The organism is Pseudomonas costantinii, assembly GCF_001870435.1.
Classification (GTDB): Bacteria; Pseudomonadota; Gammaproteobacteria; order Pseudomonadales; family Pseudomonadaceae; genus Aquipseudomonas; species Aquipseudomonas costantinii.
In genome coordinates this window covers 300,604-322,597 of record NZ_MDDR01000034.1, presented here as the reverse complement: position 1 = coordinate 322,597, position 21,994 = coordinate 300,604, and the positions used below count along the sequence as shown (strand labels likewise).

The following is a 21,994-nucleotide window of genomic DNA, read 5'->3' as shown; positions in this document are numbered from 1 at the left end:
GTACGATACAGCAGCCTGTCGATCGGGTGATTGAAGTTTACCCATCGAACAGCCTGTGTTCAGTTTGACGCCTTGCTCCACTGGCAATAGCAGCCCACCGCCAAGGTATGGGTGGCATCGACTTCGCGCCCGGCCTCCAGGGCTTTCAGGATCGGCTCGATAAAGCTGTTACTGGAATTACACGTTAGCCCTTCGCTGTATGGGCCGAAATACGCGAGTTTCCCCGTGCGATCCCAAATACCCACGGCCGGGGTGGCCGGCAGCCGGTCGGCACCTGGTAGGGCGCTGAGGGTTTTCATGTTGCGCAGGTTGTCGGGCAACTGGCCGTGGCTGCCGGCTTTTTGCAGGGCATAGAACTCGACGCCTTTGGGCGCGTACTGCTCGACCAACTCACCCAGGTGTTGTTGGTTGCCGACATTGCACGGGCACGCCGGGTCCCAGAAGTGCACCAGGCGGATCGGGCCAGGGCCGGCAAGTTCGTCGGGCAGGCGCAAGGCATCGCCGGAGAACACCGCCGTGTGTTCGCTGAATGTGCGCAGGTAGCGGCCCTGGAACCAGTCATACGCCGCCCACAGCACGCCGGTGCAGATGACCAGGATCAGGCCGGCAAACAAGGCGGTGCGGTAGGGCTGTCGCATTCAGATCAATCCTCGAAGGTCGCGTAGCTTGCCATGCTTGCCCTGACAGATGAATATCGCAGCTCGATATTCATCTTCACCGTGCGCTGCGGCTCAAGTCTGGAACCTTTTATGCCTGTCACCTTTGACCCTGATCATCTGCGCGAAAGCTTGCGGCTCTTAGTTGATGCTCAGCCGCTTTCTGCGGAGGCGCGGGTCTACCAGCGCTTCTATGGGCTGGACCTGGCCGCGCGCAAAGTACCGGCGGCGAGCCGCCTGGGGCGTTTCGAGGTGGATGGGTTCCAGGTGGTGGCGCAGGTGTGGTGGCCGCCGGTGCCTGTGGCGACGATGTTTATGTTTCACGGGTTCTACGACCATATGGGGTTGTACCGCAATGTGGTCGACTGGGCGCTGGACCAGGGTTTCGTGGTGATTGCCTGCGACCTGCCGGGCCATGGCCTGTCCAGCGGCGCGCGCGCCAGCATCGATGACTTTGCGGTGTACCAGCACGTGGTGCAGGCGCTGTTCGCCCAGGCCCTGGCGTTGCAACTGCCGCAACCCTGGCACCTGTTCGGGCAAAGTACCGGCGGCGCAGTGGTGGTGGACCATTTGCTCAACCACGGTGCCGACAGCCCGGCCCAGGGCAAAACCTTCCTGTTGTCACCCTTGGTGCGGCCGCGTGCGTGGGGGTGGTCGCAGCTCAGCTATTACCTGTTGCGGCCTTTCGTGAAAGGCATCGCCCGGCGTTTCAGCGAAAACACCAACGACCCCACGTTCAAGCCTTTTCTGGAAGCCGACCCGTTACAGCCACGCCAGTTGCCGACCGCCTGGGTGGGCGCCCTGGCACGTTGGATCAAACGTATCGAAGCCGCACCGCGCAGCCCACGGCGGCCGCTGATCGTGCAGGGTGAGGAGGACATGACGGTAGACTGGCAGCACAACTTGCAGGTGCTGCGGGGCAAGTTCGACCAGCCTGAGGTGTTGATGCTGGCGCGTGGCAGGCACCATTTGGCGAATGAAATTCCCGAGATTCGCCAGGAATACTTCAAGTTCCTGACCGACCACCTGAAGTAACACGCTCCCACATTTTTTACTGCGACAGGCTGGAGGTGCTCTGGCCGACCGCCAAACCCGCGCGAATGGCCGCCAACGCTGCCTGGTAATAGGCCTTACCCTCCGGCGACTCTGCAAACGTGGCGAATTCTTCCAGCTCCGGGTCGGACAAATCCCGATAGACGTACAGCAGCGTGTTGTTCAGGTCATTGCCGATCTGCTGCATCAGGCGTTCACGTTGGCCGTTCAGCATGCCCTGGGCTTGGCCACCGCCCAGCAGGCCGGGGATCATTTGGCTCAGGCTGTCGGCGGCCACACCGGCAATCGCCAGGCTGACTTCCGCACCGGCTTCACGGGCCGGTAGGGCTTGGGCCAAGTGGCCGATGATCAAGCTGCGGGTGGCATCTGCTTCGATGTGCGGCAGGCCTTGGGCGTTTTTCGCCAGTTGGTCGCGGCGGGTGGCCAGCAACTCGGCGGCGACAATCTTACGGCCAAGGGGCGACTGGAAAAACGCCAGGGCCGGTTTCGGGTCCGCCAGGTTTTTGCGCAGTTGCGCCTCGGCGCGTTGGTCCACGGCCTGGGCGGCGAAGCGTTTGTTGCTGTTGTCCACCAATGCCTGGTACACCGCTGGGGGCAGGCTATTGCGGTAGCGTTGCTGGGCGGCACTGAGGGCGTCATTGAAATGCGCACGTTGTTCGGCCCAGCCGGCGACCTTGTACAACTGGTCATGGCCGTCTGCCCAAGCGGGCAAAACGCAGAACATCAGAACGGAAAAAAACAAACGACGCATATGGACTCCTGTCAGTCGGCCACTATTGTCCGTGTCAGGCGTAGGATTTGTCGAGAAATCCTATCAGTCACCTGACTAAAGTGTGTTCAGACGCTCGGCGGCTCTGTCGGATTCACAGGCGTATGGATACTATGCGCGCCATGCAAATATCCCTCGATCACCCGCTGCTGCAACGCATCGTCGACGACCTGGCCGAAAAAGGTTGGTCGCAGCAGAACGGCTTCCTGCCCCAGGCTCTGACCCTGGAACTGGCGGCTGAGTGCCGTAAACGTGCGGCTGAAGGTGAATTAGCTCCCGCTGCGGTGGGGCGCGGGCCGGCGCAGGAGATTCGCGAGGGTATTCGCGGTGACCACATCCAGTGGCTGGAAGAGGGCGATGCCGGTGTCTGCGATGCCTACATGGGCTTGATGGACAGCCTGCGCCAAGCGATGAATCGCAGCTTGTTCCTTGGGCTGGAAGATTTTGAAAGCCATTTTGCGATGTACCCACCGGGGGCGTTTTACCTCAAGCATGTGGACCGCTTTCGCGACGATGACCGTCGTATGGTCTCAGCGGTGGTCTACTTGAATGACGCTTGGCTGCCCGAACAGGGTGGTCAGTTGCGCATGTACCTCAAGGACGGTACCGAGTACGACGTGGTGCCCACCGGCGGTTGCCTGGTGGTGTTCCTGTCGGGTGAGGTGCCCCACGAAGTCCTGCCTGCTACGCGCGAACGCCTGTCCCTGACCGGCTGGTTTCGCCGGCGCGGTAACGAGCCGTTCTAAGCATGGAAAAAATTCTGATCAGCCGCTGCCTGCTCGGGCACAAGGTGCGCTACGACGGCGGGGCCAGTGGCCCGTTCGATCAATTGGCGGCGTGGCAGGCTGAGGGGCGGGTGGTTGCCATCTGTCCGGAAGTGTCGGGCGGCTTGCCCACTCCCAGGCCTTCCGCCGAAATTCCCGGCGGGCAAGGTATTGACGTGTGGGAGGGCCGCGCCCAGGTGCTGACGGCTGATGGCGAAGACTTCAGCGCCGCCTTCCTCGATGGCGCCCGCCAGGCGCTGGCGTTGGTGCAACGCCACGGCATTCGCATCGCCATCCTCAAGGCTAACAGCCCGTCCTGCGGCAACTTGCTGACCTATGACGGCACGTTCTCTGGTGTGAAGGTCAGCGGCGAAGGCGTGACGGCGGCGTTGCTCAAGCGCCATGGGGTGTTGGTGTTCAGTGAGCTGGAACTACCTGAGGCGGCAGCGGCCCTGATGCAGCTCCCACATTGAACATCACTCGACTTTGCTTGCGGGCTCGTGCTCAAACCACTTCTGCGTCAGCGCCTTCAATCGGCCATCAGCCTTAACGTGCTGTAACGCCTTGTCCAAACTGTTCTTGAACGCCGGGTTGCCCTTCTGGAAGGGGATCGCCAATTCCGGTTTCTCGTGATAAGCCTCGCTGAAATCGAACCGATCCTGCAGCTCGGCAGTCATAGCGATATGGTTGATGGCCACGTCGTATTTGCCGGTTTCTACGCCTGGCAGCATGTCGGTGTCATCGGTGGTGATGAACGAGGGGCGTACGTCCATTTCCTTGGCCAATTGTTCACCCAGTTCCACTTCAAAACCGGTGAGCTTGTCGCCGTCCTTGAAGTTAAACGGCGGGGTGTTGGCCTCCAAAGCGATGCGCAGTTCGCCACGATCAAACACATCATCGATCAGCTCGGCATGAGCCAAAGGGCTCAGAAGGGGAAGCAAAAGTACAAGGCCAGGCGAAAAGCGCATGGTCACTCCTAAAGAATTCATATGTGCGAGGCGCCAGTCAGCATCGCTTTGCTATGGTGTTGAGTGCCTTGGACAGCAATTTGTCGCGAAGTTGTCATAACCCAACAGATTTCCTGCAGAAACTGGAGAAGCGAATGAAAGCTCTATTGTCCCGTGCAACGATTGCCAGCCTGCTGCTCGGTGCCTCGATGCTGGCTACCGCCGCTGACGGCATCCCGCGCAGCGCGCCGCCAGAAGGCGCCAAAGTATTTATCGTCTCGCCCAAAGACGGCGCCACCGTCGATCAAACCTTCACCGTCAAATTCGGCATGGAGGGCCTGAAACTGGCCCCGGCCACTGACCAGACCCCAGGCACCGGCCACCACCACCTGCTGGTCGACCAGAAAGAACTGCCGGACGCCAGCGCGCCGATCCCTGCCACCGACACCGTGATCCACTATGGCAAGGCGCAAACCGAAACCGAGCTGACCCTCACCCCAGGCAAGCACACGCTGCAACTGGTAGCTGGCGACAAACTGCACATGCAGTTCAACCCAACTGTAGCCTCGAAAGTGATCACGGTTAACGTAAAGTAAGATTTGTTCAGACAAAAAAATGGGAGACCCCTGCGGGTCTCCCATTTTTTGTGCAGCGGTTAAAGCATCAGAACAACACGCGGCTACGGATAGTGCCGTTGATGTGCTGCAGCTTCTCTTGCGCCAGGTCCGAGTACTCGGCGTCGACGTCGATGACCACGTAGCCGACCTTCTCGTTGGTCTGCAGGAACTGACCGGAGATGTTGATGCCGTTTTCCGCGAAGACCTTGTTGATCTCCATCATCACGCCAGGGATGTTCTGGTGGATGTGCAGCAGGCGGTGCTTACCAGGGTGAGCCGGCAGGGCCACTTCCGGGAAGTTCACGGACGATACCGACGTACCGTTGTCGCTGTACTTGACCAGCTTTTCCGACACTTCCAGGCCGATGTTGGCTTGGGCTTCAGCGGTGGAGCCGCCGATGTGCGGGGTCAGGATCACATTGTCCAGGCCACGCAGCGGGCTTTCGAAGATGTCGTCGTTGGAGCGAGGCTCCACCGGGAACACGTCGATAGCGGCGCCGATCAGGTGCTTGTCCTTGATCGCGTCGGCCAGGGCGTCCAGCTCAACCACGGTGCCACGTGCAGCGTTGATCAGGATGCCGCCTTTCTTGATGGCGCGGATTTCCTTCTCGCCGATCATCCACTGGGTCTCAGCGGTTTCCGGAACGTGCAGGGTCACGATGTCGGACATGCCCAGCAGCTCGGTCAGGCTCGACACCTGGGTAGCGTTGCCCAATGGCAGTTTGGTCAGGGTGTCGTAGAAGAACACCTGCATGCCCAGACCTTCAGCCAGGACCGACAACTGAGTACCGATCGAACCGTAACCGACGATACCCAGCTTCTTGCCGCGGATTTCGAAGGAGTTGGCCGCGCTCTTGATCCAGCCGCCACGGTGGCAGGAAGCGTTCTTCTCAGGAATGCCACGCAGCAGCAGGATCGCCTCGGCCAGCACCAGTTCTGCAACGGAACGGGTGTTGGAGTACGGTGCGTTGAACACCGCGATGCCGCGTTCGCGCGCAGCGTTGAGGTCGACCTGGTTGGTGCCGATGCAGAAACAGCCGACTGCCACGAGTTTCTTGGCGTGATCGAAGATTTCTTCGGTCAACTGAGTGCGGGAGCGAATGCCGATAAAGTGCGCGTCGGCGATCTTTTCCTTTAACTGGGCTTCCGGCAGAGAACTGGTGATGTACTCAATGCTGGTGTACCCGGCGGCCTTCAGGACGTCGACGGCCGATGGGTGGACGCCTTCCAGAAGAAGGAACTTGATCTTGCTCTTATCGAGAGAAGTCTTGCTCATCTGCGTAAACCTGTATCCCGGAGAAAAATGGCAGGGAATCGGATCGCGTAAGCTGACCCGGACGGCAGGAAAGCCGTCACCGCAGAAACGCCCTTGGGCTCTGTCCTGCGGGGGCGGTATGCTAGCATACGCGCCCCGCTAAACACCTATTCCTGCGACGTGAAGCGTTCTCAGGATGACCATGAATTGTTCGAGAGTTCTGTCGATGACCCATCCTGCCCTGATTGATGAGCTAAAGACCCTGGTTGAGCCTGGCAAAGTGCTGACCGATGCAGACTCCCTGGAGGCTTACGGCAAGGATTGGACCAAGCACTTCGCACCCGCGCCTACCGCCATTGTCTTCCCCAAGACCACTGAGCAGGTGCAGGCCATTGTCCGTTGGGCCAATGAACACAAGGTGGCGCTGGTGCCATCCGGTGGTCGTACCGGTTTGTCGGCGGCAGCGGTCGCGGCGAATGGCGAGGTGGTCGTGTCGTTCGACTACATGAACCAGATCCTCGACGTGAACCTCACCGACCGCACCGCCGTGTGCCAGCCGGGCGTGGTCACCAAGCAATTGCAGAACGTCGCTGAAGAAAAAGGCCTGTACTACCCGGTGGACTTCGCGTCGTCCGGTTCGAGCCAAATTGGCGGCAACATCGGCACCAATGCCGGCGGGATCAAGGTTATTCGCTACGGCATGACCCGTAATTGGGTAGCCGGCATGAAAGTGGTCACCGGCAAAGGTGATGTGCTGGAACTGAACCGCGACCTGATCAAGAACGCCACCGGCTACGACATGCGTCAGCTGTTCATCGGCGCCGAAGGCACCTTGGGCTTTGTGGTTGAAGCCACCATGCGCCTGGACCGTGCGCCGAAAAACCTCACCGCCATGGTGCTCGGTACTACTGATTTCGACTCGATCATGCCGGTGCTGCACGCGTTCCAGAGCAAGCTGGACCTGACTGCCTTCGAGTTTTTCTCCGACAAGGCCTTGGCCAAAGTCCTCGGCCGTGGCGACGTGCCAGCGCCGTTCGAAACCGACTGCCCGTTCTACGCGCTGCTGGAATTCGAAGCCACCACCGAAGAAGTCGCCAACCACGCCCTGGAAACCTTCGAGCACTGCGTGGAGCAGGGCTGGGTGCTGGACGGCGTGATGAGCCAGAGCGAAACCCAACTGCACAACCTGTGGAAACTGCGCGAGTACATCTCCGAGACCATTTCCCACTGGACCCCCTACAAGAACGATATCTCGGTCACCGTCTCCAAAGTGCCAGCATTCTTGAAGGAAATTGATGCGATCGTCGGCGAACACTACCCGGACTTTGAAATCGTCTGGTTCGGCCATATCGGCGACGGCAACCTGCACTTGAACATCCTCAAGCCGGAAAACCTGAGCAAGGACGAGTTCTTCGCCAAGTGCGCCACCGTGAACAAGTGGGTGTTCGAAACCGTTCAGAAGTACAACGGCTCGATCTCCGCCGAACACGGTGTGGGTATGACCAAGCGTGATTACCTGACCTACAGTCGTTCGCCGGTTGAAATTGAGTACATGAAAGCAGTGAAAGCGGTGTTCGACCCGAACGGGATCATGAACCCAGGCAAGATCTTCGCTGTTTAACCGCCCCTGAAGGAGTCGTTCCATGAGCTACCAGCACAAGTATGTCGACGGCACCAACATCCACTTCCCCCTGGGTAAAGTGGTATGCATCGGGCGTAACTACGCCGAACATGCCAAGGAACTGGACAACCCGGTGCCGACTGAACCGTTGCTGTTCATCAAGCCGGGCAGTTGTGTGGTGGCGTTGGAAGGCGGTTTTGCCATCCCTACCGAGCGCGGTTCGGTGCATTACGAAGCGGAAATTGCGGTATTGATCGGCAAGCCTTTGTCGACCAAGCCAAGCCGTGAAGAAGTGCTGGACGCCATCTCCGGCTTCGCCCCGGCCCTGGACTTGACCCTGCGTGACAAGCAGGCCGAGCTGAAAGCCAAGGGCCTGCCGTGGGAAATCGCCAAGTCCTTCGACGGTGCGGCGGTGATTGCACCGTTCGTGGTCGGCAGCACGTTCCCGGATGTGACCGATATCGGCATTCGCCTGACCATCAATGGCGAAGTGCGCCAGGACGGCAATAGCTCGCAGATGCTCAACCCGATCATCCCGATGATTCAGCATATGGCGGGCTGCTTCTCGCTGCAGGCTGGCGACGTGATCCTCACCGGCACCCCGGCCGGCGTGGGCCCGTTGAATGTCGGTGATGAGCTGGTGCTGGAACTGGCGGGTGTGAGCCGCTTCGAAAGCAGCGTTCGCTGATTCCCACGCTGATCGTTCCCACGTTCTGCGTGGGAATGCAGCCCCGGACGCTCTGCGTCTGTTCTTGAAACCGTGACGCGGAGCGTAGGGAACGCCCTCTGTGCCGGCGCTCTTTTGCATTTTTTTCACACCTCGTCCGGATAATTCCCGGCCTCCTGCGCGCAGGCCTGTTGATCCTGTGCTATCAACTAACGCTGACTTTTCGGAAAAGCGCTCAATGGTCGTGCCTCTACCCTCCGTTACACCCAAGCCCCGTTCACGTTTTGCCCTGCGCTGGTATTCCTGGCTGTTGCTGGCCGGGGTGATTGCGTATGGCGTTTCCTGGGCCATGCACTGGGATGATCGCGGTGTGTTGTGGGTAAAGGAGCGCTTTGAAACGCCGGCCGAACGGCAAGCGAGCGTATGGCTTCCGGACTATCGTGCGGTCATCGACGCCAAGTTGCTGCCCGGCATGGAGAAGGATGAGGCGTCGGACCTGTCCTATAACCCGCAGACCAAAACCCTGTTTTCCGTCATGGGCAAAAACCCATTCCTCGTTGAGTTGACCCTGCAAGGCGACGTGCTGCGCAAGATGCCGCTCAAGGGTTGGAGCAACCCGGAAGGCGTGACGGTGATGGAAAACGGCCTGATGGCCATCGTCGATGAGCGCATGCACACCCTGACCATGGTGAAGGTCGACGCCGACACCCAGCAGCTGAATTTCGCTGACTTCAAGAGCTACGACCTGGGCCCGTCCAAGAACCAGAACAAAGCCTTTGAAGGCGTCACTTGGGACAAGCGCAATCAACAGATGGTCCTCGGCGAAGAGCGCCCACCCGCGCTGTTCACCTGGAAAAGCGATGGCAGCACGCTGACGGGCGACAAGCAAAAGGTCGCCGGCACTGGGCTGGACATGCGCAACCTTTCAGCGCTGGCTATCGACCCGCGCACCGGTCACTTACTGGTGTTGTCGGCAGACTCGCATCTGTTGCTGGAGCTGGATGAAAAGGGCGAGCAAGTCAGCTTCATTACCCTGCTTGGTGGTTTCAACGGGCTCAAGCACACCATCCCCCGTGCGGAAGGCGTGGCCATGGATGAGGGCGGCACGTTGTATATGGTCAGTGAGCCGAACCTGTTCTACCGCTTCGAGAAGCAGAAATAACCCGCTATTACGTCGGATATTTTCCTATGAGCGGCATTCGCCAGACACCAGGCTGCGTTTAAGTTTAAATTCAGACAGGCGTGATATTCATTCGCCACTTTTGACTTTGAGCTTTCCTGATGCGTCGATTTGCCCGCCCCAAACCCGCGTTTTTTGTGCTGTTGCTGATCGCTCTGGTTGCCGCCGGAGTGGTCGCACAGCACTTTCGCCTGTTTGAGCGGGGTTGGTTCAACCTCCAGGCATGGCGCCAGCCTGCTGATGAGCGCTCCATCGGCCTGGCGGATTATCGGGTCAACCTGGAAGCCAAGGTTATCGAGGGGCTCAGTGATGACGTCTCGGCCCTCACCTACGACCCGGTGCGCAAAAGCCTATTTACCGTCACCAATAAAAACGCCGAGCTGATCGAGCTGTCCCTGGACGGTAAGATCTTGCGGCGCATTCCCTTGGTGGGCTTTGGCGATGCCGAGGCGGTGGAGTTCATCAGCGACAACATCTACGTCATCAGCGATGAGCGCCAGCAGCGGCTGATCAAAGTGCATGTGAATGACGACACCCAATTCCTCGACGCCGCCGATGCGGAGCAGATGACCTTGGGCGTGCATATCGGTGGTAACAAGGGCTTCGAGGGCCTGGCGTACGACTCGGTGGGCAAGCGCTTGTTTGTGGCCAAAGAGCGCGACCCGATGCTGATCTATGAGGTTCGCGGTTTTCCCCATTTCAAGCCGGAAAAAACCTACTCGGTACATGTCATCAACAACCCCAAGCGCGACGCCGGGCTGTTTGTGCGTGACCTGTCGAGCCTGCAATACGACGAGCGCAGCGGCCATCTGCTGGCGCTGTCCGATGAGTCGTTTCTGGTGCTGGAACTGGATATCGACGGTCGCCCGTTGAGCAGTCTTTCTCTGCTCAACGGGCGCCATGGCCTGAGTAAACGCGTGCCTCAGGCCGAAGGGATCGCTATGGACGACGAGGGCACTTTGTACCTCGTCAGCGAGCCGAACCTTTTTTACGTGTTCAAGAAGCCTGTCACGCCTTGAGGGTTTTCACGCCTTCGGAAGTACCCAGCAACAGCACGTCAGCCGGGCGCGCGGCGAACAGACCGTTGGTGACCACGCCGACGATCGCGTTGATCTGGCGCTCCAGCTCCACCGGGTTGGTGATCTGCATGTTGAACACGTCGAGGATGATGTTGCCGTTGTCGGTCAACACGCCTTCGCGGTACACCGGGTCGCCGCCCAGTTTCACCAGCTCGCGTGCCACGTGACTGCGGGCCATCGGAATCACTTCCACCGGCAGTGGGAACGCGCCGAGTACCGGTACCAGCTTGCTGGCGTCAGCGATGCAGATAAAGGTCTTGGCCACGGCCGCGACGATTTTCTCGCGGGTCAGGGCTGCGCCGCCGCCTTTGATCAGGTTCAAGTGCGCGTCGCTTTCATCGGCGCCGTCGACGTAGAACTCCAGGTCGCTCACGGTATTGAGCTCGTACACCGGAATCCCGTGGCCTTTGAGGCGCGCAGCGGTGGCTTCGGAGCTGGCAACCGCGCCGTCGAACGCGCCCTTGTGCTGGGCCAGTGCGTCGATAAAGCAGTTGGCGGTGGAGCCGGTGCCGACACCGACGATGCTCTTGTCGTCGAGTTTAGGAAGGATTAAATCGACGGCGGCCTGGGCCACTGCCTGTTTGAGTTGATCCTGGGTCATGCGGGCTCCGGAACTGGCGGGGAGTAAAGAGGGTGGCGAGTATAACCCAACAAAACCTCTGGATTCGTGTGGTCGCCCGGCCAAAAGCCGGGTTAGACTCCTTGGCCCTGCCCAACCCGCTCAGTGATGCTTTCCGATGCTTGAACAGTACGTCAAAAAGATCCTCACCTCGCGCGTTTACGACGTTGCCGTAGAAACCCCATTGCAGACCGCTCGCCAGCTCTCCGAGCGGCTGGGTAACAAGGTCTGGCTCAAGCGTGAAGACTTGCAGCCGGTGTTCTCGTTCAAGATTCGCGGCGCCTACAACAAGCTGACCCAGTTGAGCACCGAAGAACGTGCGCGCGGCGTGGTCACTGCTTCTGCCGGCAACCATGCCCAGGGCCTGGCCCTGGCGGCCAAGGTGCTGGGGGTCAAGGCCACTATCGTGATGCCCAAGACCACCCCGGAGATCAAGGTCGAAGGCGTGCGCTCGCGTGGCGGTAAAGTGGTGCTGCACGGTGATTCTTTCCCGGAAGCCCTGGCCTACTCGCTGAAACTGGTCGATGAAAAAGGTTACGTCTACATTCATCCCTACGATGATCCGCACACCATTGCCGGGCAGGGCACCGTGGCAATGGAGATTCTGCGCCAGCACCCGGGGCCGCTGGACGCGATTTTCGTGCCGGTGGGCGGCGGTGGGCTGATCGCCGGTATCGCGGCGTACGTCAAATACCTGCGCCCGGAAATCAAAATCATCGGTGTTGAACCGGACGACTCCAACTGCCTGCAAGCCGCCATGGCGGCGGGCGAGCGCGTGGTGTTGCCGACTGTCGGCATCTTTGCCGATGGCGTGGCGGTGGCGCAGATCGGTCAGCACACCTTCGATATCTGCAAGGACTATGTGGATGAAGTGATCACCGTCAGCACCGACGAAATCTGTGCGGCGATCAAGGACATCTACGACGACACCCGCTCCATCACTGAACCGGCAGGCGCACTGGGTGTGGCGGGCATCAAGAAGTATGTGGAAACCCGTGGCGTCACCGGGCAAACATTGGTGGCCATCGACTCCGGCGCCAACGTCAACTTCGACCGCCTGCGCCATGTGGCCGAGCGCGCCGAGCTGGGTGAAGGCCGTGAAGCGATCATCGCCGTGACCATCCCCGAGAAGCCGGGCAGCTTCAAGGCGTTCTGCGAGGCGGTGGGCAAGCGCCAGATCACCGAATTCAACTACCGCTTCCACTCCGGCCGCGAGGCGCACATCTTCGTCGGCGTGCAGACCCATCCGGAAAACGACCCGCGCAGTGCGCTGATCGCCAGCCTTACCAGCCAGGGTTTCCCAGTGCTGGACCTGACCGAAAACGAACTGGCCAAATTGCACATCCGCCATATGGTCGGTGGACATGCGGCTAAAGTCAGCGACGAGTTGGTGTTCCGCTTCGAATTCCCGGAGCGACCGGGCGCGCTGTTCAACTTCCTCAACAAGCTGGGTGGGCGCTGGAATATCTCGATGTTCCACTACCGCAACCACGGCGCCGCCGATGGCCGCGTAATGGCGGGCCTGCAAGTGCCGGCAGACGAGCGCCATCTGGTGCCGGCCGCGTTGGCGCAAATCGGCTACCCCTACTGGGATGAAAGCGAAAACCCGGCGTACCAGTTGTTCCTCGGTTGAGCGACTACGCTGACTGAGCGGCCTATAAGGAATCGAGACCATGGAAACGCTGACCACCCTCAAGGTTATTCACATCACCGCCACCGTGTTGTTGCTGCTTAGCGGCCTCGGCCTGGCGGTACTGGCCTGGCGCAAACGCAGCGCCGGCCCGGCGGCTACCGTGCAACGCCCGTGGGTATTTGTGTGGCTGTTGATGGGCATTTGTCTTGTGAGCATGCCGTTTACCGGCTGGTGGTTGGTGCATTTGATCGGCTGGCCGCTGGGGCAAACCTGGATTCTGGGCTCCAGCATCCTCTACACCGTGGCAGCGCTGGCCTGGTTCTGGCTGGTGGCGCGGCTTAATCGCCTGCGGTTGGGCGGCGGCGGCAGCCTGAATTTCACCTTGGTGCTGGCGGTGGTCAGCCTGGTGGGGTTTGTGGCGATTGCGGGGTTGATGGGCGCGAAGCCCGTCTAAAGGATCCTCATGAACGTTCTCTTGGTCGGCGCCACAGGGTTTGTGGGCCGCCATCTGTTGCGTGCCTTGCAGCAAGCGGGGCACTGCGTGATAGCCACCTGCCGTGAACCTCGAAGCCAGGATTGGCCAGGGGTGGAGTGGCGTTCACTGGACCTCGGCCTGCTGGCTGCTGATCCCTCGCACTTCATCTTTCCTGAATCTGTTGATTTATTGATCAATGCGGCGGGTCTGCTGAGCGTGGATGCGGCCCAATTGAGCCGGGTACAGGATCAGGGCGCTCGTACGCTATTTGATCTGGCAGCTCAGCGCGGTGTCCGGGTGCTGCAGATCTCTGCTTTGGGGGCCTCGGCGCACTCCAGCGTGCCGTTTCTCGCCAGCAAAGGTTTGGCGGACGACTATTTGCTCGGCCTGGGCATGACGTCTGTGGTGCTGCGGCCTTCATTGGTGGTGGGCGAGGGCGGTACGAGCAGCGCCTGGCTCGCTGGGCTTTCGCCCTGGCCGCTGATCCCGCTACTGGACCTCAAGGCCTATGCACAACCTGTTCACATCGACGATCTGGTCGGTGCGGTGCTGGCCCTGTTGCGCCAGTGGCCAGGTGAATCGATGATCTTGCCGCTGGTGGGGCCTGAGCCGATGCGGCTGTCCCAGCTCATTGACCAGTTGCGCGCAGCCCAAGGCTGGGGGCCGGGGCGTTACCTGCAACTGCCGCTGCTGGGCTTGGGCGGTTGGCTGGGCGATCGCCTGGGTTGGCGGGCATTGAACCGACAAAGTATCGCCCTGGCACAGCAGGACAATGTGGCCGATCCCCGCGTGCTGGCCTCAGTCTGCGGCTACACGGCAGCGCCGCTGTCATCGCGCCTGCAGGACTGGCCGACGGCGGTCGTGAGCAGCCAGCGTACAATCCGCCCGCTGATGTTGATGGTATTGGTGTTGATCTGGCTGGGCACCGCAGCGGTTTGCCTCGGCCCAGGTTACGACTGGGGCCTGCGCATCATGGCCGAGGCGGGTGTGCAAGGCGCCTGGGCGGCATTGGCTGTGATCGGCGGGGCAGTGTGTGATGGCTTGTTAGGCATTGGGCTGCTGGTCGCGCGCTGGCGCAGGCAGGTCTTGATGCTGCAACTGGTGCTGATGGCCAGTTACACCGTGTTTATCAGCTTAATCCTGCCCCACTACTGGTTTGATCCCTACGCTGCCGTCGCCAAGAACCTGGTACTGATGGTGGCGACCCTTTGGCTTCTTTGGACTGAACCCCGGTGAACGCATACCTGCTGCTGAAAACCCTGCATATCCTGTCGTCGACCATCCTGTTCGGGCTGGGCGCGGGCTCGGCCTACTACGCGTTGCGCGCTTGGCGCAGCGGTAAAGTTGAAGTGATCGCCGTGACCTTCAAGCACCTGGTATTCGCCGACTGGGCGTTTACTGCGACCACGGCGGTGTTTCAGCCGTTAAGTGGTGTCGGCTTGATGTACCTGGCGGGTTGGTCGCTGCAGCAGAGTTGGCTGCAATGGACAATTGGCCTGTATTGCCTGGCGGGGCTCTGCTGGCTGCCGGTGGTGTGGTTGCAGATTCGTGTGCACAAGATGGCGGAACAGGCGTTGCGCGACGGCACCGCAATGCCGATAGAGGCGGCGACCTATATGCGTTGGTGGTTTGGCCTGGGTTGGCCGGCATTTTTAGCGTTTATGGCGATTTTCTATTTGATGGTGGCCAAGCCGATGTAGGGCTTGAGACCGAGGTGACTTCATCGCAGGCAAGCCAGCCCCACATTTGGAATGCATTCCTCTGTGGGCACTGGCTTGCCTGCGATGGGGCCATCAGCCGCGCAGGGTGATGACCGGCCAGCCACGTTTTTCAGCCTCAGCCCGCAGATTCGGATCCGGATCCACCGCCACCGCATGCGTCACCTGCTCCAGCAGCGGCAAGTCATTCATCGAGTCGCTATAGAAGTAGCTGTCTTGCAGGCTGTACCCGGTTTCTTCCAACCAACGATTCAGGCGCGTCACCTTGCCTTCGCGAAAGCACGGCACATCGGTGCTGCGCCCGGTGTAGCGGCCGTTTTCCAGCTCGCACTCGGTGGCGATCAGGGTTTCGACGCCCAGGCGTGCGGCAATCGGCGCGGTCACGAAGCGATTGGTCGCGGTGATGATCACCAGTTTGTCGCCAGCGGCGCGGTGCTTGGCCAGCAGTTCCTCGGCTTGGTGCAGCATCAATGGTTCGATGCAGTCGCGCATGAAGTCACGGTGCCATTCATCCAACTGGGCCATCTCGGTGCGGCCGAGGATTTCCAGGCTGAAGTTCAAATAGGCGGCATTGTCCAGCTTGCCGGCCAGGTAGTCCTGGTAGAACTCGTCGTTGCGGGCCTTGTAGGCCACTGGGTCGAGAATCCCGCGTTCACAGAGGTAATCGCCCCAGGCGTGATCGCTGTCACCGCCGAGAAGGGTGTTGTCCAAGTCGAATAAAGCCAGGCGCATTGCAGTTACTCGCTGAAAAGTCTGTAAAAAGGCGTCCAGAATACGGTCTTTTCACAAGAGTGCACATAAGGTAAGAAGCCTCGTTGCCGCTTGATGAACCTTTGTGGAACAATGCGGCGACATGCGTTTGCGAGGTTGTTGCCGTGATCGACCCCGATGGTTTCCGTCCTAATGTCGGGATTATTCTTACGAATGATGCCGGACAGGTGCTATGGGCTCGCCGAATCAACCAAGATGCCTGGCAGTTTCCTCAAGGCGGAATCAACCCCGACGAAACCCCTGAAGACGCCTTGTACCGTGAGTTGAACGAAGAAGTTGGCCTTGAGCGCGAAGATGTGCAAATTCTGGCCTGTACTCGCGGCTGGTTGCGCTATCGTTTGCCGCAACGCCTGGTGCGTACTCACAGCCAACCGCTGTGCATCGGCCAGAAACAGAAATGGTTTCTCCTGCGCCTGATCTCCAACGAGCAGCGGGTGCGGATGGATTTGACCGGTAAACCGGAGTTCGATGGCTGGCGCTGGGTCAGCTATTGGTACCCGTTGGGCCAGGTGGTGACATTCAAGCGCGAAGTTTATCGTCGCGCTCTCAAAGAGCTTGCCCCGCGCCTTTTAGCGCGCGACTGACGACGGAGTTCGACCCCGAGCCATGCTCAATACGCTGCGCAAGATCGTCCAGGAAGTTAACTCCGCCAAGGATCTCAAGGCGGCGTTGGGGATTATTGTGTTGCGCGTCAAGGAAGCCATGGGCAGCCAGGTCTGCTCGGTTTACCTGCTGGACCCCGAGACCAACCGTTTTGTGTTGATGGCCACCGAGGGCCTGAACAAGCGCTCCATCGGCAAGGTCAGCATGGCGCCCAATGAAGGTCTGGTGGGCTTGGTGGGGACGCGTGAAGAACCCCTGAACCTTGAAAACGCGGCCGATCACCCGCGTTATCGCTACTTTGCCGAAACCGGCGAAGAGCGCTACGCCTCGTTCCTCGGCGCCCCGATCATTCACCACCGCCGCGTCGTCGGCGTGTTGGTCATCCAGCAAAAAGAGCGCCGCCAGTTCGACGAAGGTGAAGAAGCCTTCCTCGTGACCATGAGCGCGCAACTGGCCGGGGTAATTGCCCACGCCGAAGCCACTGGTTCGATTCGCGGGCTGGGGCGCGAGGGCAAGGGCATCCAGGAAGCCAAGTTCGTTGGCGTGCCGGGCTCGCCGGGCGCTGCGGTCGGTACGGCAGTGGTCATGTTGCCGGCAGCGGATCTGGATGTGGTGCCGGACAAGACCGTCAAAGACATTGACGCCGAAATAAAACTGTTCAAGACCGCTCTGGAAGGCGTGCGCGCCGACATGCGCAACCTGTCGAACAAGCTGGCCACCCAGTTGCGCCCCGAAGAGCGCGCGCTGTTCGACGTGTACCAGATGATGCTCGACGACGCGTCCCTCGGGAACGAAGTCAAGACCGTGATCAAGACCGGCCAGTGGGCCCAGGGCGCGCTGCGCCAAGTGGTCACCGATCACGTCAACCGTTTTGAAATGATGGATGACGACTACCTGCGTGAGCGGGCCTCGGATGTGCGTGACCTCGGTCGCCGTCTGCTGGCCTATCTGCAGGAAGACCGCACCACCAACATGGTCTTCCCCGACAACACCATCCTGGTCAGTGAAGAACTGACGGCCACCCAGCTCGGCGAAGTGCCGGAAGGTAAACTGGTGGGCCTGGTTTCGGTACTCGGTTCGGGTAACTCCCACGTTGCGATCCTGGCAAGGGCCATGGGCATCCCGACGGTGATGGGCCTGGTGGACCTGCCGTATGCCAAGGTCGACGGCATCGACATGATCGTCGATGGCCATCGCGGCGAGGTCTACACCAACCCCAGTGACGTGCTGCGCAAGCAGTTCGCCGAGGTGGTGGAAGAAGAGAAACAACTGGCGTTGGGCCTCGATTCGTTGCGCGAACTGCCCTGCGTAACCCTCGACGGCCACCGCGTGCCATTGCTGGTCAACACCGGCCTTCTTGCCGATGTGGCTCGTGCGCAGCAGCGCGGCGCCGAAGGGGTGGGCCTGTACCGCACCGAAGTGCCGTTCATGATCAACCAGCGTTTCCCGAGTGAGAAGGAGCAGCTGGCGATTTATCGCGAGCAACTGTCCGCCTTCCACCCGTTACCGGTGACCATGCGCAGCCTGGACATCGGCGGCGACAAGTCACTGTCGTATTTCCCGATCAAGGAAGACAACCCCTTCCTTGGCTGGCGCGGCATTCGCGTTACCCTCGACCACCCCGAAATCTTTCTCGTCCAGACCCGCGCCATGCTCAAGGCCAGCGAAGGCCTGAATAACCTGCGCATCCTATTGCCGATGATCTCCGGTACCCACGAGCTGGAAGAGGCCTTGCACCTGATCCACCGGGCCTGGGGCGAAGTGCGCGACGAAGGCGCCGACGTACCGATGCCGCCGATTGGCGTGATGATCGAAATTCCGGCAGCGGTTTACCAGGCCAAGGAATTGGCGCGGCAGGTGGACTTCCTGTCGGTCGGCTCCAACGACCTGACCCAATACCTGCTGGCCGTGGACCGCAACAACCCACGGGTAGCCGACCTCTACGACTACCTGCACCCGGCAGTGCTGCAAGCCCTGCAGCACGTGGTGCGCGACGCGCATGCCGAAGGCAAGCCGGTGAGTATCTGCGGTGAAATGGCCGGCGACCCGGCGGCGGCGGTGCTGTTGATGGCGATGGGCTTTGACAGCCTGTCGATGAACGCCACTAACTTGCCGAAGGTGAAGTGGATGCTGCGCCAGGTCGAACTGAGCATGGCCAAGGACTTGTTGGCCGAGCTGATGACCATCGACAACCCGCAAGTTATCCACAGCTCGCTGCAATTGGCGCTGAAGAACCTGGGGCTGACGCGGATGATCAATCCGGGCTCGGCAAAAACCCTGTAATCAGCCCTTGTTACGCGCGCGTAGCAGCTGTCGAGTCCGAGCGAGGCTGCGTTGCGGTGTGCCAGGTACACCGCCAACGCAGCCTCGCTCGGGCTCGACAGCTGCTACGTCAGATTTTTATATCCACCTCACCTAGCCGGCCCCCATGTGGCCCGAAGCTACGCTCCACCATCTGCCGCGTCCCGTCGGCATTCACAATCAGCGCCGTACTCGCCCGCGTCCCATAACTTGGGCTGGCAATAAACACACTCGACAACAAACTCTCCGTGGCCAACCCCACGCCGGTATCCGGCAAGTCGGCAAATGGTGCTGTCTGTGGATCACTCAAAATTCCCAGTAAAGCCTCTGGTTGTGGGTCCCCCAAAAGCTCATTCAGCGCCGCCTTGGCCTTGAGCAACTTTGGCCACGGCGTATCCAGCCCGGCATTGGATAACCCATATACCCCCGCCTTCAGCAACGTAGGCTCGGTCTCATTGGCGTTGTAATGCCACAGCTCATCCCGCGTGCCCACCAGCAGGTTAAACCCGGCATATTCAATCGAACGGCCGTTAACGTCGGCCAAATATTCATCAATGGGCAAAGAACCGCTGAGAAAACGCGCCACCAGTTCCCCGCGTGACTTGCGCGCCGGAGGTTGGTGCGGATCTCGAATATTGGTCAGGGCGGCAAAACGCCCATCGGCATTTACCCCAAGCCAGGTACCACCGGCTTCCTGATCCCGGCCGGCGTAGACCTGTGGTGCATCCGGCCACTGGGCCAGCGGCAGGCTGGGGCGGGCGTAGAACTCATCACGGTTGGCCGCGACGATCAGCGGTTGGGCGTGGCCCGGCCGCCAGGCGAAAACAATCAGGCACATCAGGTGATCCCTTTTGTGTTTTTCCCCACTCTACCCATACCGGCGCAGGCGTTCCATCGTATCCAGTTGGGTCGCATGCCTTCCATCCGTTAACATGCCGGTCTTTGTGGATGGCCGTGAGCATCCTCGGCGAATAAGTTTCTCGATGTAACGCAGGCTTAATCGCGTCCGGGCATGGTCCGCTCGCCTAACGAATGATTTAACGAGGAGTCGCAATGCTGCCTTACCCGCAGATCGACCCGGTGGCCTTGGCCATCGGTCCGCTGAAAATCCACTGGTACGGGTTGATGTACCTGATCGGCATCGGTGGTGCCTGGCTGCTGGCTTCCCGGCGCCTGAACCGCTTCGACCCGACCTGGACCAAGGAGAAGCTCTCCGACATGGTGTTCTGGATGTCGATGGGGGTGATCGTCGGCGGGCGCCTGGGGTATGTGTTGTTCTACGATTTGCCGGCCTATATCGCCAACCCGACGCTGATCTTCGAAGTGTGGAAGGGCGGCATGGCGTTCCACGGTGGATTTGTTGGCGTGATGATCGCCGCTTGGTGGTTCGGTCGACGCAACGGCAAGTCGTTCTTCCAACTGATGGACTTCGTCGCGCCGTTCGTGCCGATTGGTCTGGGCGCCGGACGTATCGGTAACTTCATCAACGCCGAATTGTGGGGCAAACCGAGCGATGTGCCGTGGGCCATGGTGTTCCCGCCGTTCAGCGACCCGGCGCAATTGCCGCGCCATCCGTCGCAGCTCTACCAGTTCGCCCTGGAAGGTGTGGCGCTGTTCCTGATTCTGTACCTCTTCTCGCGCAAGCCACGCCCAACCATGGCCGTGTCGGGCATGTTCGCGTTGTTCTACGGGATCTTCCGCTTTATCGTCGAGTTCGTCCGCGTGCCGGATGCACAGCTGGGCTACCTGGCGTGGGGTTGGTTGACCATGGGTCAGATTCTCAGCCTGCCGATGATCATCGCTGGCTTGGGCCTGCTGTGGTGGGCTTACAATCGCCCGCAAGGCATCAAGAACACCGCGCTTTAAATTCGAATGCCGAAGCGTGAGCGCTTCGGCTTCAACGATACGGGTAAACACATGAAGCAATATCTCGAACTACTGAACGACGTCGTGACCAATGGATTGACCAAGGGCGATCGCACCGGCACCGGCACCAAGGCCGTGTTCGCCCGTCAGTATCGGCATAACTTGGCCGACGGCTTCCCGTTGCTGACCACCAAGAAGCTTCACTTCAAAAGCATCGCCAACGAGTTGATCTGGATGTTGAGTGGCAACACCAACATCAAGTGGCTCAACGAAAACGGCGTGAAAATCTGGGACGAATGGGCCACTGAAGACGGTGACCTGGGCCCGGTGTACGGCGAGCAGTGGACCGCCTGGCCGACCAAGGACGGCGGCAAGATCAACCAGATCGACTACATGGTCGAGACGTTGAAGACCAACCCTAACAGCCGTCGAATCCTGTTCCACGGCTGGAACGTCGAATACCTGCCCGACGAAACCAAGAGCCCTCAGGAAAACGCGCGCAACGGCAAGCAAGCCCTGCCGCCTTGCCACCTGCTGTACCAGGCGTTCGTGCACGACGGCCATCTGTCGATGCAGTTGTATATCCGCAGCTCCGACGTGTTCCTCGGCCTGCCGTACAACACTGCCGCCCTGGCGTTGCTGACCCATATGCTGGCCCAACAATGCGACCTGATCCCTCACGAGATCATCGTCACCACCGGCGACACCCACGCCTACAGCAACCACATGGAACAGATCCAGACTCAGCTGGCGCGCACGCCGAAGAAGTTGCCGGAACTGGTGATCAAGCGTAAGCCCGCCTCGATTTACGATTACAAGTTCGAAGACTTTGAAATCGTGGGCTACGACGCCGACCCAAGCATCAAGGCTGACGTGGCCATTTGATCAATGCCCATGGCTGCGCCCTACATGTGAGGGCTCAGCCTCGCTGGCCGCAACACTCCCGCTGACTTCCAGCCGCTGCAAAATTCCGCACTGATCCAGATCCGGGCCGCCGCCGCAGCGTTGGCGCAGGTCCAGCAATTGTTCCTGCAACGCCAACAGCCCATCAATCCGCGCTTTCACATGGTGGATATGTTCGTCGATCAACGCATTCACGCTTTCGCACTGGTCCTGGGGGCTGTCGCGTAGCCCCAGCAGGCTGCGGATTTCTTCCAGCGTCATGTCGAGGCTGCGGCAGTTGCGGATAAAGATCAGCCGCTCGGTATGCGCCTGGGTGTACACGCGGTAGTTGGCGTCGGTGCGCGCCGGCGGCGGCAGCAGGCCTTCCTTCTCGTAATAACGGATGGTTTCCACCTGACAGTCGGTCAGTTTGGCCAATTCGCCGATCTTCATCGCAGCAATCTCCAAATGGGTGCTTGACCCTATAGTGGCTACAGGGTCTTTACTTGGCAACAGGC

At 60.1% G+C, this 21,994-nt stretch carries 24 protein-coding genes; 16 read left to right on the top strand and 8 right to left on the bottom strand.

Going from position 1 to position 21,994, the window contains the following annotated elements; translation table 11 throughout:
- Nucleotides 1–59: 59 nt before the first annotated feature.
- Nucleotides 60–638 carry a DUF6436 domain-containing protein gene (locus tag BFL40_RS16930; protein WP_071485068.1) on the bottom strand — a complete coding sequence of 193 codons (579 nt, stop codon included), beginning with the start codon at nt 636–638 and terminating at the stop codon, nt 60–62.
- 111 nt (nt 639–749) lie between these two features.
- Here BFL40_RS16930 and bipL point away from each other — a divergent pair, with 111 nt between their 5' ends.
- Complete coding sequence (gene bipL, locus BFL40_RS16925) at nt 750–1,691, top strand: phospholipase BipL (RefSeq protein ID WP_071485067.1); 942 nt, start codon at nt 750–752, stop codon at nt 1,689–1,691.
- A 16-nt stretch (nt 1,692–1,707) separates the two neighbouring features.
- Here the strand turns inward: bipL and BFL40_RS16920 are convergent, their stop codons facing one another.
- On the bottom strand, nt 1,708–2,460 hold the full coding sequence (locus BFL40_RS16920; protein WP_071485066.1) for a DUF2059 domain-containing protein: 753 nt from the start codon (nt 2,458–2,460) through the stop codon (nt 1,708–1,710).
- A gap of 131 nt (nt 2,461–2,591) precedes the next feature.
- Between BFL40_RS16920 and BFL40_RS16915 the strand changes: the two genes are divergently transcribed.
- Together BFL40_RS16915 and BFL40_RS16910 are read left to right on the top strand one after the other, a co-directional pair.
- Nucleotides 2,592–3,224, top strand: coding sequence for a 2OG-Fe(II) oxygenase (locus tag BFL40_RS16915; protein ID WP_071485065.1), 633 nt, complete (start codon nt 2,592–2,594; stop codon nt 3,222–3,224).
- A gap of 2 nt (nt 3,225–3,226) precedes the next feature.
- Nucleotides 3,227–3,715, top strand: a complete 489-nt coding sequence (locus BFL40_RS16910) for a 2-thiouracil desulfurase family protein (RefSeq protein WP_071485064.1) — start codon at nt 3,227–3,229, stop codon at nt 3,713–3,715.
- A 3-nt stretch (nt 3,716–3,718) separates the two neighbouring features.
- On the opposite strand, the gene BFL40_RS16905 is transcribed toward BFL40_RS16910, so the two are convergent.
- A complete protein-coding gene (locus tag BFL40_RS16905; protein ID WP_071485063.1) occupies nt 3,719–4,210 on the bottom strand; it encodes a transporter substrate-binding domain-containing protein in 492 nt (163 codons plus the stop codon).
- 134 nt (nt 4,211–4,344) lie between these two features.
- Between BFL40_RS16905 and BFL40_RS16900 the strand changes: the two genes are divergently transcribed.
- Nucleotides 4,345–4,785 (top strand): DUF4399 domain-containing protein, encoded by a 441-nt coding sequence (locus tag BFL40_RS16900; protein ID WP_071485062.1) that lies wholly within the window; start codon nt 4,345–4,347, stop codon nt 4,783–4,785.
- Nucleotides 4,786–4,852: 67 nt separating this feature from the next.
- Here the strand turns inward: BFL40_RS16900 and serA are convergent, their stop codons facing one another.
- Nucleotides 4,853–6,082: a phosphoglycerate dehydrogenase gene (gene serA, locus BFL40_RS16895; protein ID WP_003176761.1), complete on the bottom strand. Its 1,230-nt coding sequence runs from the start codon at nt 6,080–6,082 to the stop codon at nt 4,853–4,855.
- A 205-nt stretch (nt 6,083–6,287) separates the two neighbouring features.
- Between serA and BFL40_RS16890 the strand changes: the two genes are divergently transcribed.
- From BFL40_RS16890 to BFL40_RS16875, 4 genes are all read left to right on the top strand, one after another.
- The gene (locus BFL40_RS16890; RefSeq protein ID WP_071485061.1) at nt 6,288–7,682 is read left to right on the top strand and encodes a D-2-hydroxyglutarate dehydrogenase; all 1,395 of its coding nucleotides are present in this window, start codon (nt 6,288–6,290) and stop codon (nt 7,680–7,682) included.
- Between the two features lie 22 nt (nt 7,683–7,704).
- A complete protein-coding gene (locus tag BFL40_RS16885; protein WP_071485060.1) occupies nt 7,705–8,370 on the top strand; it encodes a fumarylacetoacetate hydrolase family protein in 666 nt (221 codons plus the stop codon).
- Nucleotides 8,371–8,587: 217 nt separating this feature from the next.
- Entirely contained in the window at nt 8,588–9,511 is a 924-nt protein-coding gene (locus BFL40_RS16880; RefSeq protein ID WP_071485059.1) for an SdiA-regulated domain-containing protein, read from the top strand.
- A gap of 119 nt (nt 9,512–9,630) precedes the next feature.
- Nucleotides 9,631–10,548, top strand: coding sequence for an SdiA-regulated domain-containing protein (locus tag BFL40_RS16875; protein ID WP_071485058.1), 918 nt, complete (start codon nt 9,631–9,633; stop codon nt 10,546–10,548).
- On the opposite strand, the gene rpiA is transcribed toward BFL40_RS16875, so the two are convergent.
- Nucleotides 10,538–11,209 carry a ribose-5-phosphate isomerase RpiA gene (rpiA, locus tag BFL40_RS16870; protein ID WP_071485057.1) on the bottom strand — a complete coding sequence of 224 codons (672 nt, stop codon included), beginning with the start codon at nt 11,207–11,209 and terminating at the stop codon, nt 10,538–10,540. The two genes, BFL40_RS16875 and rpiA, sit on opposite strands and share 11 nt — an antisense overlap.
- Before the next feature lie 136 nt (nt 11,210–11,345).
- Here rpiA and ilvA point away from each other — a divergent pair, with 136 nt between their 5' ends.
- The 4 genes from ilvA to BFL40_RS16850 are packed head-to-tail and all read left to right on the top strand — an operon-like array spanning nt 11,346 to nt 15,035.
- Nucleotides 11,346–12,860, top strand: coding sequence for a threonine ammonia-lyase, biosynthetic (ilvA, locus tag BFL40_RS16865; protein WP_071485056.1), 1,515 nt, complete (start codon nt 11,346–11,348; stop codon nt 12,858–12,860).
- 40 nt (nt 12,861–12,900) lie between these two features.
- Nucleotides 12,901–13,314, top strand: coding sequence for a DUF2269 family protein (locus tag BFL40_RS16860; protein ID WP_071485055.1), 414 nt, complete (start codon nt 12,901–12,903; stop codon nt 13,312–13,314).
- Between the two features lie 9 nt (nt 13,315–13,323).
- A complete protein-coding gene (locus tag BFL40_RS16855) occupies nt 13,324–14,571 on the top strand; it encodes an SDR family oxidoreductase (RefSeq protein WP_071485054.1) in 1,248 nt (415 codons plus the stop codon).
- On the top strand, nt 14,568–15,035 hold the full coding sequence (locus BFL40_RS16850; protein ID WP_071485053.1) for a DUF2269 family protein: 468 nt from the start codon (nt 14,568–14,570) through the stop codon (nt 15,033–15,035). The genes BFL40_RS16855 and BFL40_RS16850 overlap by 4 nt, the downstream gene beginning before the upstream one ends.
- Before the next feature lie 93 nt (nt 15,036–15,128).
- On the opposite strand, the gene BFL40_RS16845 is transcribed toward BFL40_RS16850, so the two are convergent.
- Nucleotides 15,129–15,785, bottom strand: coding sequence for a histidinol-phosphatase (locus tag BFL40_RS16845; RefSeq protein WP_071485052.1), 657 nt, complete (start codon nt 15,783–15,785; stop codon nt 15,129–15,131).
- Nucleotides 15,786–15,928: 143 nt separating this feature from the next.
- Here BFL40_RS16845 and BFL40_RS16840 point away from each other — a divergent pair, with 143 nt between their 5' ends.
- On the top strand, nt 15,929–16,408 hold the full coding sequence (locus BFL40_RS16840) for an RNA pyrophosphohydrolase (protein WP_003176750.1): 480 nt from the start codon (nt 15,929–15,931) through the stop codon (nt 16,406–16,408).
- A 22-nt stretch (nt 16,409–16,430) separates the two neighbouring features.
- Entirely contained in the window at nt 16,431–18,710 is a 2,280-nt protein-coding gene (gene ptsP, locus BFL40_RS16835; protein WP_071485051.1) for a phosphoenolpyruvate--protein phosphotransferase, read from the top strand.
- A 109-nt stretch (nt 18,711–18,819) separates the two neighbouring features.
- Here the strand turns inward: ptsP and BFL40_RS16830 are convergent, their stop codons facing one another.
- A complete protein-coding gene (locus tag BFL40_RS16830; protein ID WP_071485050.1) occupies nt 18,820–19,566 on the bottom strand; it encodes an NRDE family protein in 747 nt (248 codons plus the stop codon).
- A gap of 215 nt (nt 19,567–19,781) precedes the next feature.
- Here BFL40_RS16830 and lgt point away from each other — a divergent pair, with 215 nt between their 5' ends.
- Both lgt and BFL40_RS16820 read left to right on the top strand, forming a co-directional pair.
- Nucleotides 19,782–20,594 carry a prolipoprotein diacylglyceryl transferase gene (gene lgt / locus BFL40_RS16825; RefSeq protein ID WP_071485049.1) on the top strand — a complete coding sequence of 271 codons (813 nt, stop codon included), beginning with the start codon at nt 19,782–19,784 and terminating at the stop codon, nt 20,592–20,594.
- 51 nt (nt 20,595–20,645) lie between these two features.
- Nucleotides 20,646–21,479 carry a thymidylate synthase gene (locus BFL40_RS16820; protein ID WP_071485350.1) on the top strand — a complete coding sequence of 278 codons (834 nt, stop codon included), beginning with the start codon at nt 20,646–20,648 and terminating at the stop codon, nt 21,477–21,479.
- Here the strand turns inward: BFL40_RS16820 and cadR are convergent, their stop codons facing one another.
- A complete protein-coding gene (cadR, locus tag BFL40_RS16815) occupies nt 21,480–21,929 on the bottom strand; it encodes a Cd(II)/Pb(II)-responsive transcriptional regulator (RefSeq protein WP_071485048.1) in 450 nt (149 codons plus the stop codon).
- Between the last annotated feature and the right edge of the window lie 65 nt (nt 21,930–21,994).

What these genes read in the sequence shown, in the direction of transcription:
- BFL40_RS16875 (WP_071485058.1), top strand. Translation starts at nt 9,631, where the DNA reads ATGCGTCGATTTGCCCGCCCCAAACCCGCGTTTTTTGTGCTGTTGCTG.
- BFL40_RS16880 (WP_071485059.1), top strand. Translation starts at nt 8,588, where the DNA reads ATGGTCGTGCCTCTACCCTCCGTTACACCCAAGCCCCGTTCACGTTTT.
- BFL40_RS16855 (WP_071485054.1), top strand. Translation starts at nt 13,324, where the DNA reads ATGAACGTTCTCTTGGTCGGCGCCACAGGGTTTGTGGGCCGCCATCTG.
- BFL40_RS16885 (WP_071485060.1), top strand. Translation starts at nt 7,705, where the DNA reads ATGAGCTACCAGCACAAGTATGTCGACGGCACCAACATCCACTTCCCC.
- BFL40_RS16930 (WP_071485068.1), bottom strand. Translation starts at nt 638, where the DNA reads ATGCGACAGCCCTACCGCACCGCCTTGTTTGCCGGCCTGATCCTGGTC.
- cadR (WP_071485048.1), bottom strand. Translation starts at nt 21,929, where the DNA reads ATGAAGATCGGCGAATTGGCCAAACTGACCGACTGTCAGGTGGAAACC.
- bipL (WP_071485067.1), top strand. Translation starts at nt 750, where the DNA reads ATGCCTGTCACCTTTGACCCTGATCATCTGCGCGAAAGCTTGCGGCTC.
- BFL40_RS16915 (WP_071485065.1), top strand. Translation starts at nt 2,592, where the DNA reads ATGCGCGCCATGCAAATATCCCTCGATCACCCGCTGCTGCAACGCATC.
- BFL40_RS16900 (WP_071485062.1), top strand. Translation starts at nt 4,345, where the DNA reads ATGAAAGCTCTATTGTCCCGTGCAACGATTGCCAGCCTGCTGCTCGGT.
- BFL40_RS16910 (WP_071485064.1), top strand. Translation starts at nt 3,227, where the DNA reads ATGGAAAAAATTCTGATCAGCCGCTGCCTGCTCGGGCACAAGGTGCGC.
- BFL40_RS16890 (WP_071485061.1), top strand. Translation starts at nt 6,288, where the DNA reads ATGACCCATCCTGCCCTGATTGATGAGCTAAAGACCCTGGTTGAGCCT.
- lgt (WP_071485049.1), top strand. Translation starts at nt 19,782, where the DNA reads ATGCTGCCTTACCCGCAGATCGACCCGGTGGCCTTGGCCATCGGTCCG.
- BFL40_RS16860 (WP_071485055.1), top strand. Translation starts at nt 12,901, where the DNA reads ATGGAAACGCTGACCACCCTCAAGGTTATTCACATCACCGCCACCGTG.
- BFL40_RS16920 (WP_071485066.1), bottom strand. Translation starts at nt 2,460, where the DNA reads ATGCGTCGTTTGTTTTTTTCCGTTCTGATGTTCTGCGTTTTGCCCGCT.
- ilvA (WP_071485056.1), top strand. Translation starts at nt 11,346, where the DNA reads ATGCTTGAACAGTACGTCAAAAAGATCCTCACCTCGCGCGTTTACGAC.
- rpiA (WP_071485057.1), bottom strand. Translation starts at nt 11,209, where the DNA reads ATGACCCAGGATCAACTCAAACAGGCAGTGGCCCAGGCCGCCGTCGAT.
- BFL40_RS16830 (WP_071485050.1), bottom strand. Translation starts at nt 19,566, where the DNA reads ATGTGCCTGATTGTTTTCGCCTGGCGGCCGGGCCACGCCCAACCGCTG.
- ptsP (WP_071485051.1), top strand. Translation starts at nt 16,431, where the DNA reads ATGCTCAATACGCTGCGCAAGATCGTCCAGGAAGTTAACTCCGCCAAG.
- BFL40_RS16820 (WP_071485350.1), top strand. Translation starts at nt 20,646, where the DNA reads ATGAAGCAATATCTCGAACTACTGAACGACGTCGTGACCAATGGATTG.
- serA (WP_003176761.1), bottom strand. Translation starts at nt 6,082, where the DNA reads ATGAGCAAGACTTCTCTCGATAAGAGCAAGATCAAGTTCCTTCTTCTG.
- BFL40_RS16905 (WP_071485063.1), bottom strand. Translation starts at nt 4,210, where the DNA reads ATGCGCTTTTCGCCTGGCCTTGTACTTTTGCTTCCCCTTCTGAGCCCT.
- BFL40_RS16845 (WP_071485052.1), bottom strand. Translation starts at nt 15,785, where the DNA reads ATGCGCCTGGCTTTATTCGACTTGGACAACACCCTTCTCGGCGGTGAC.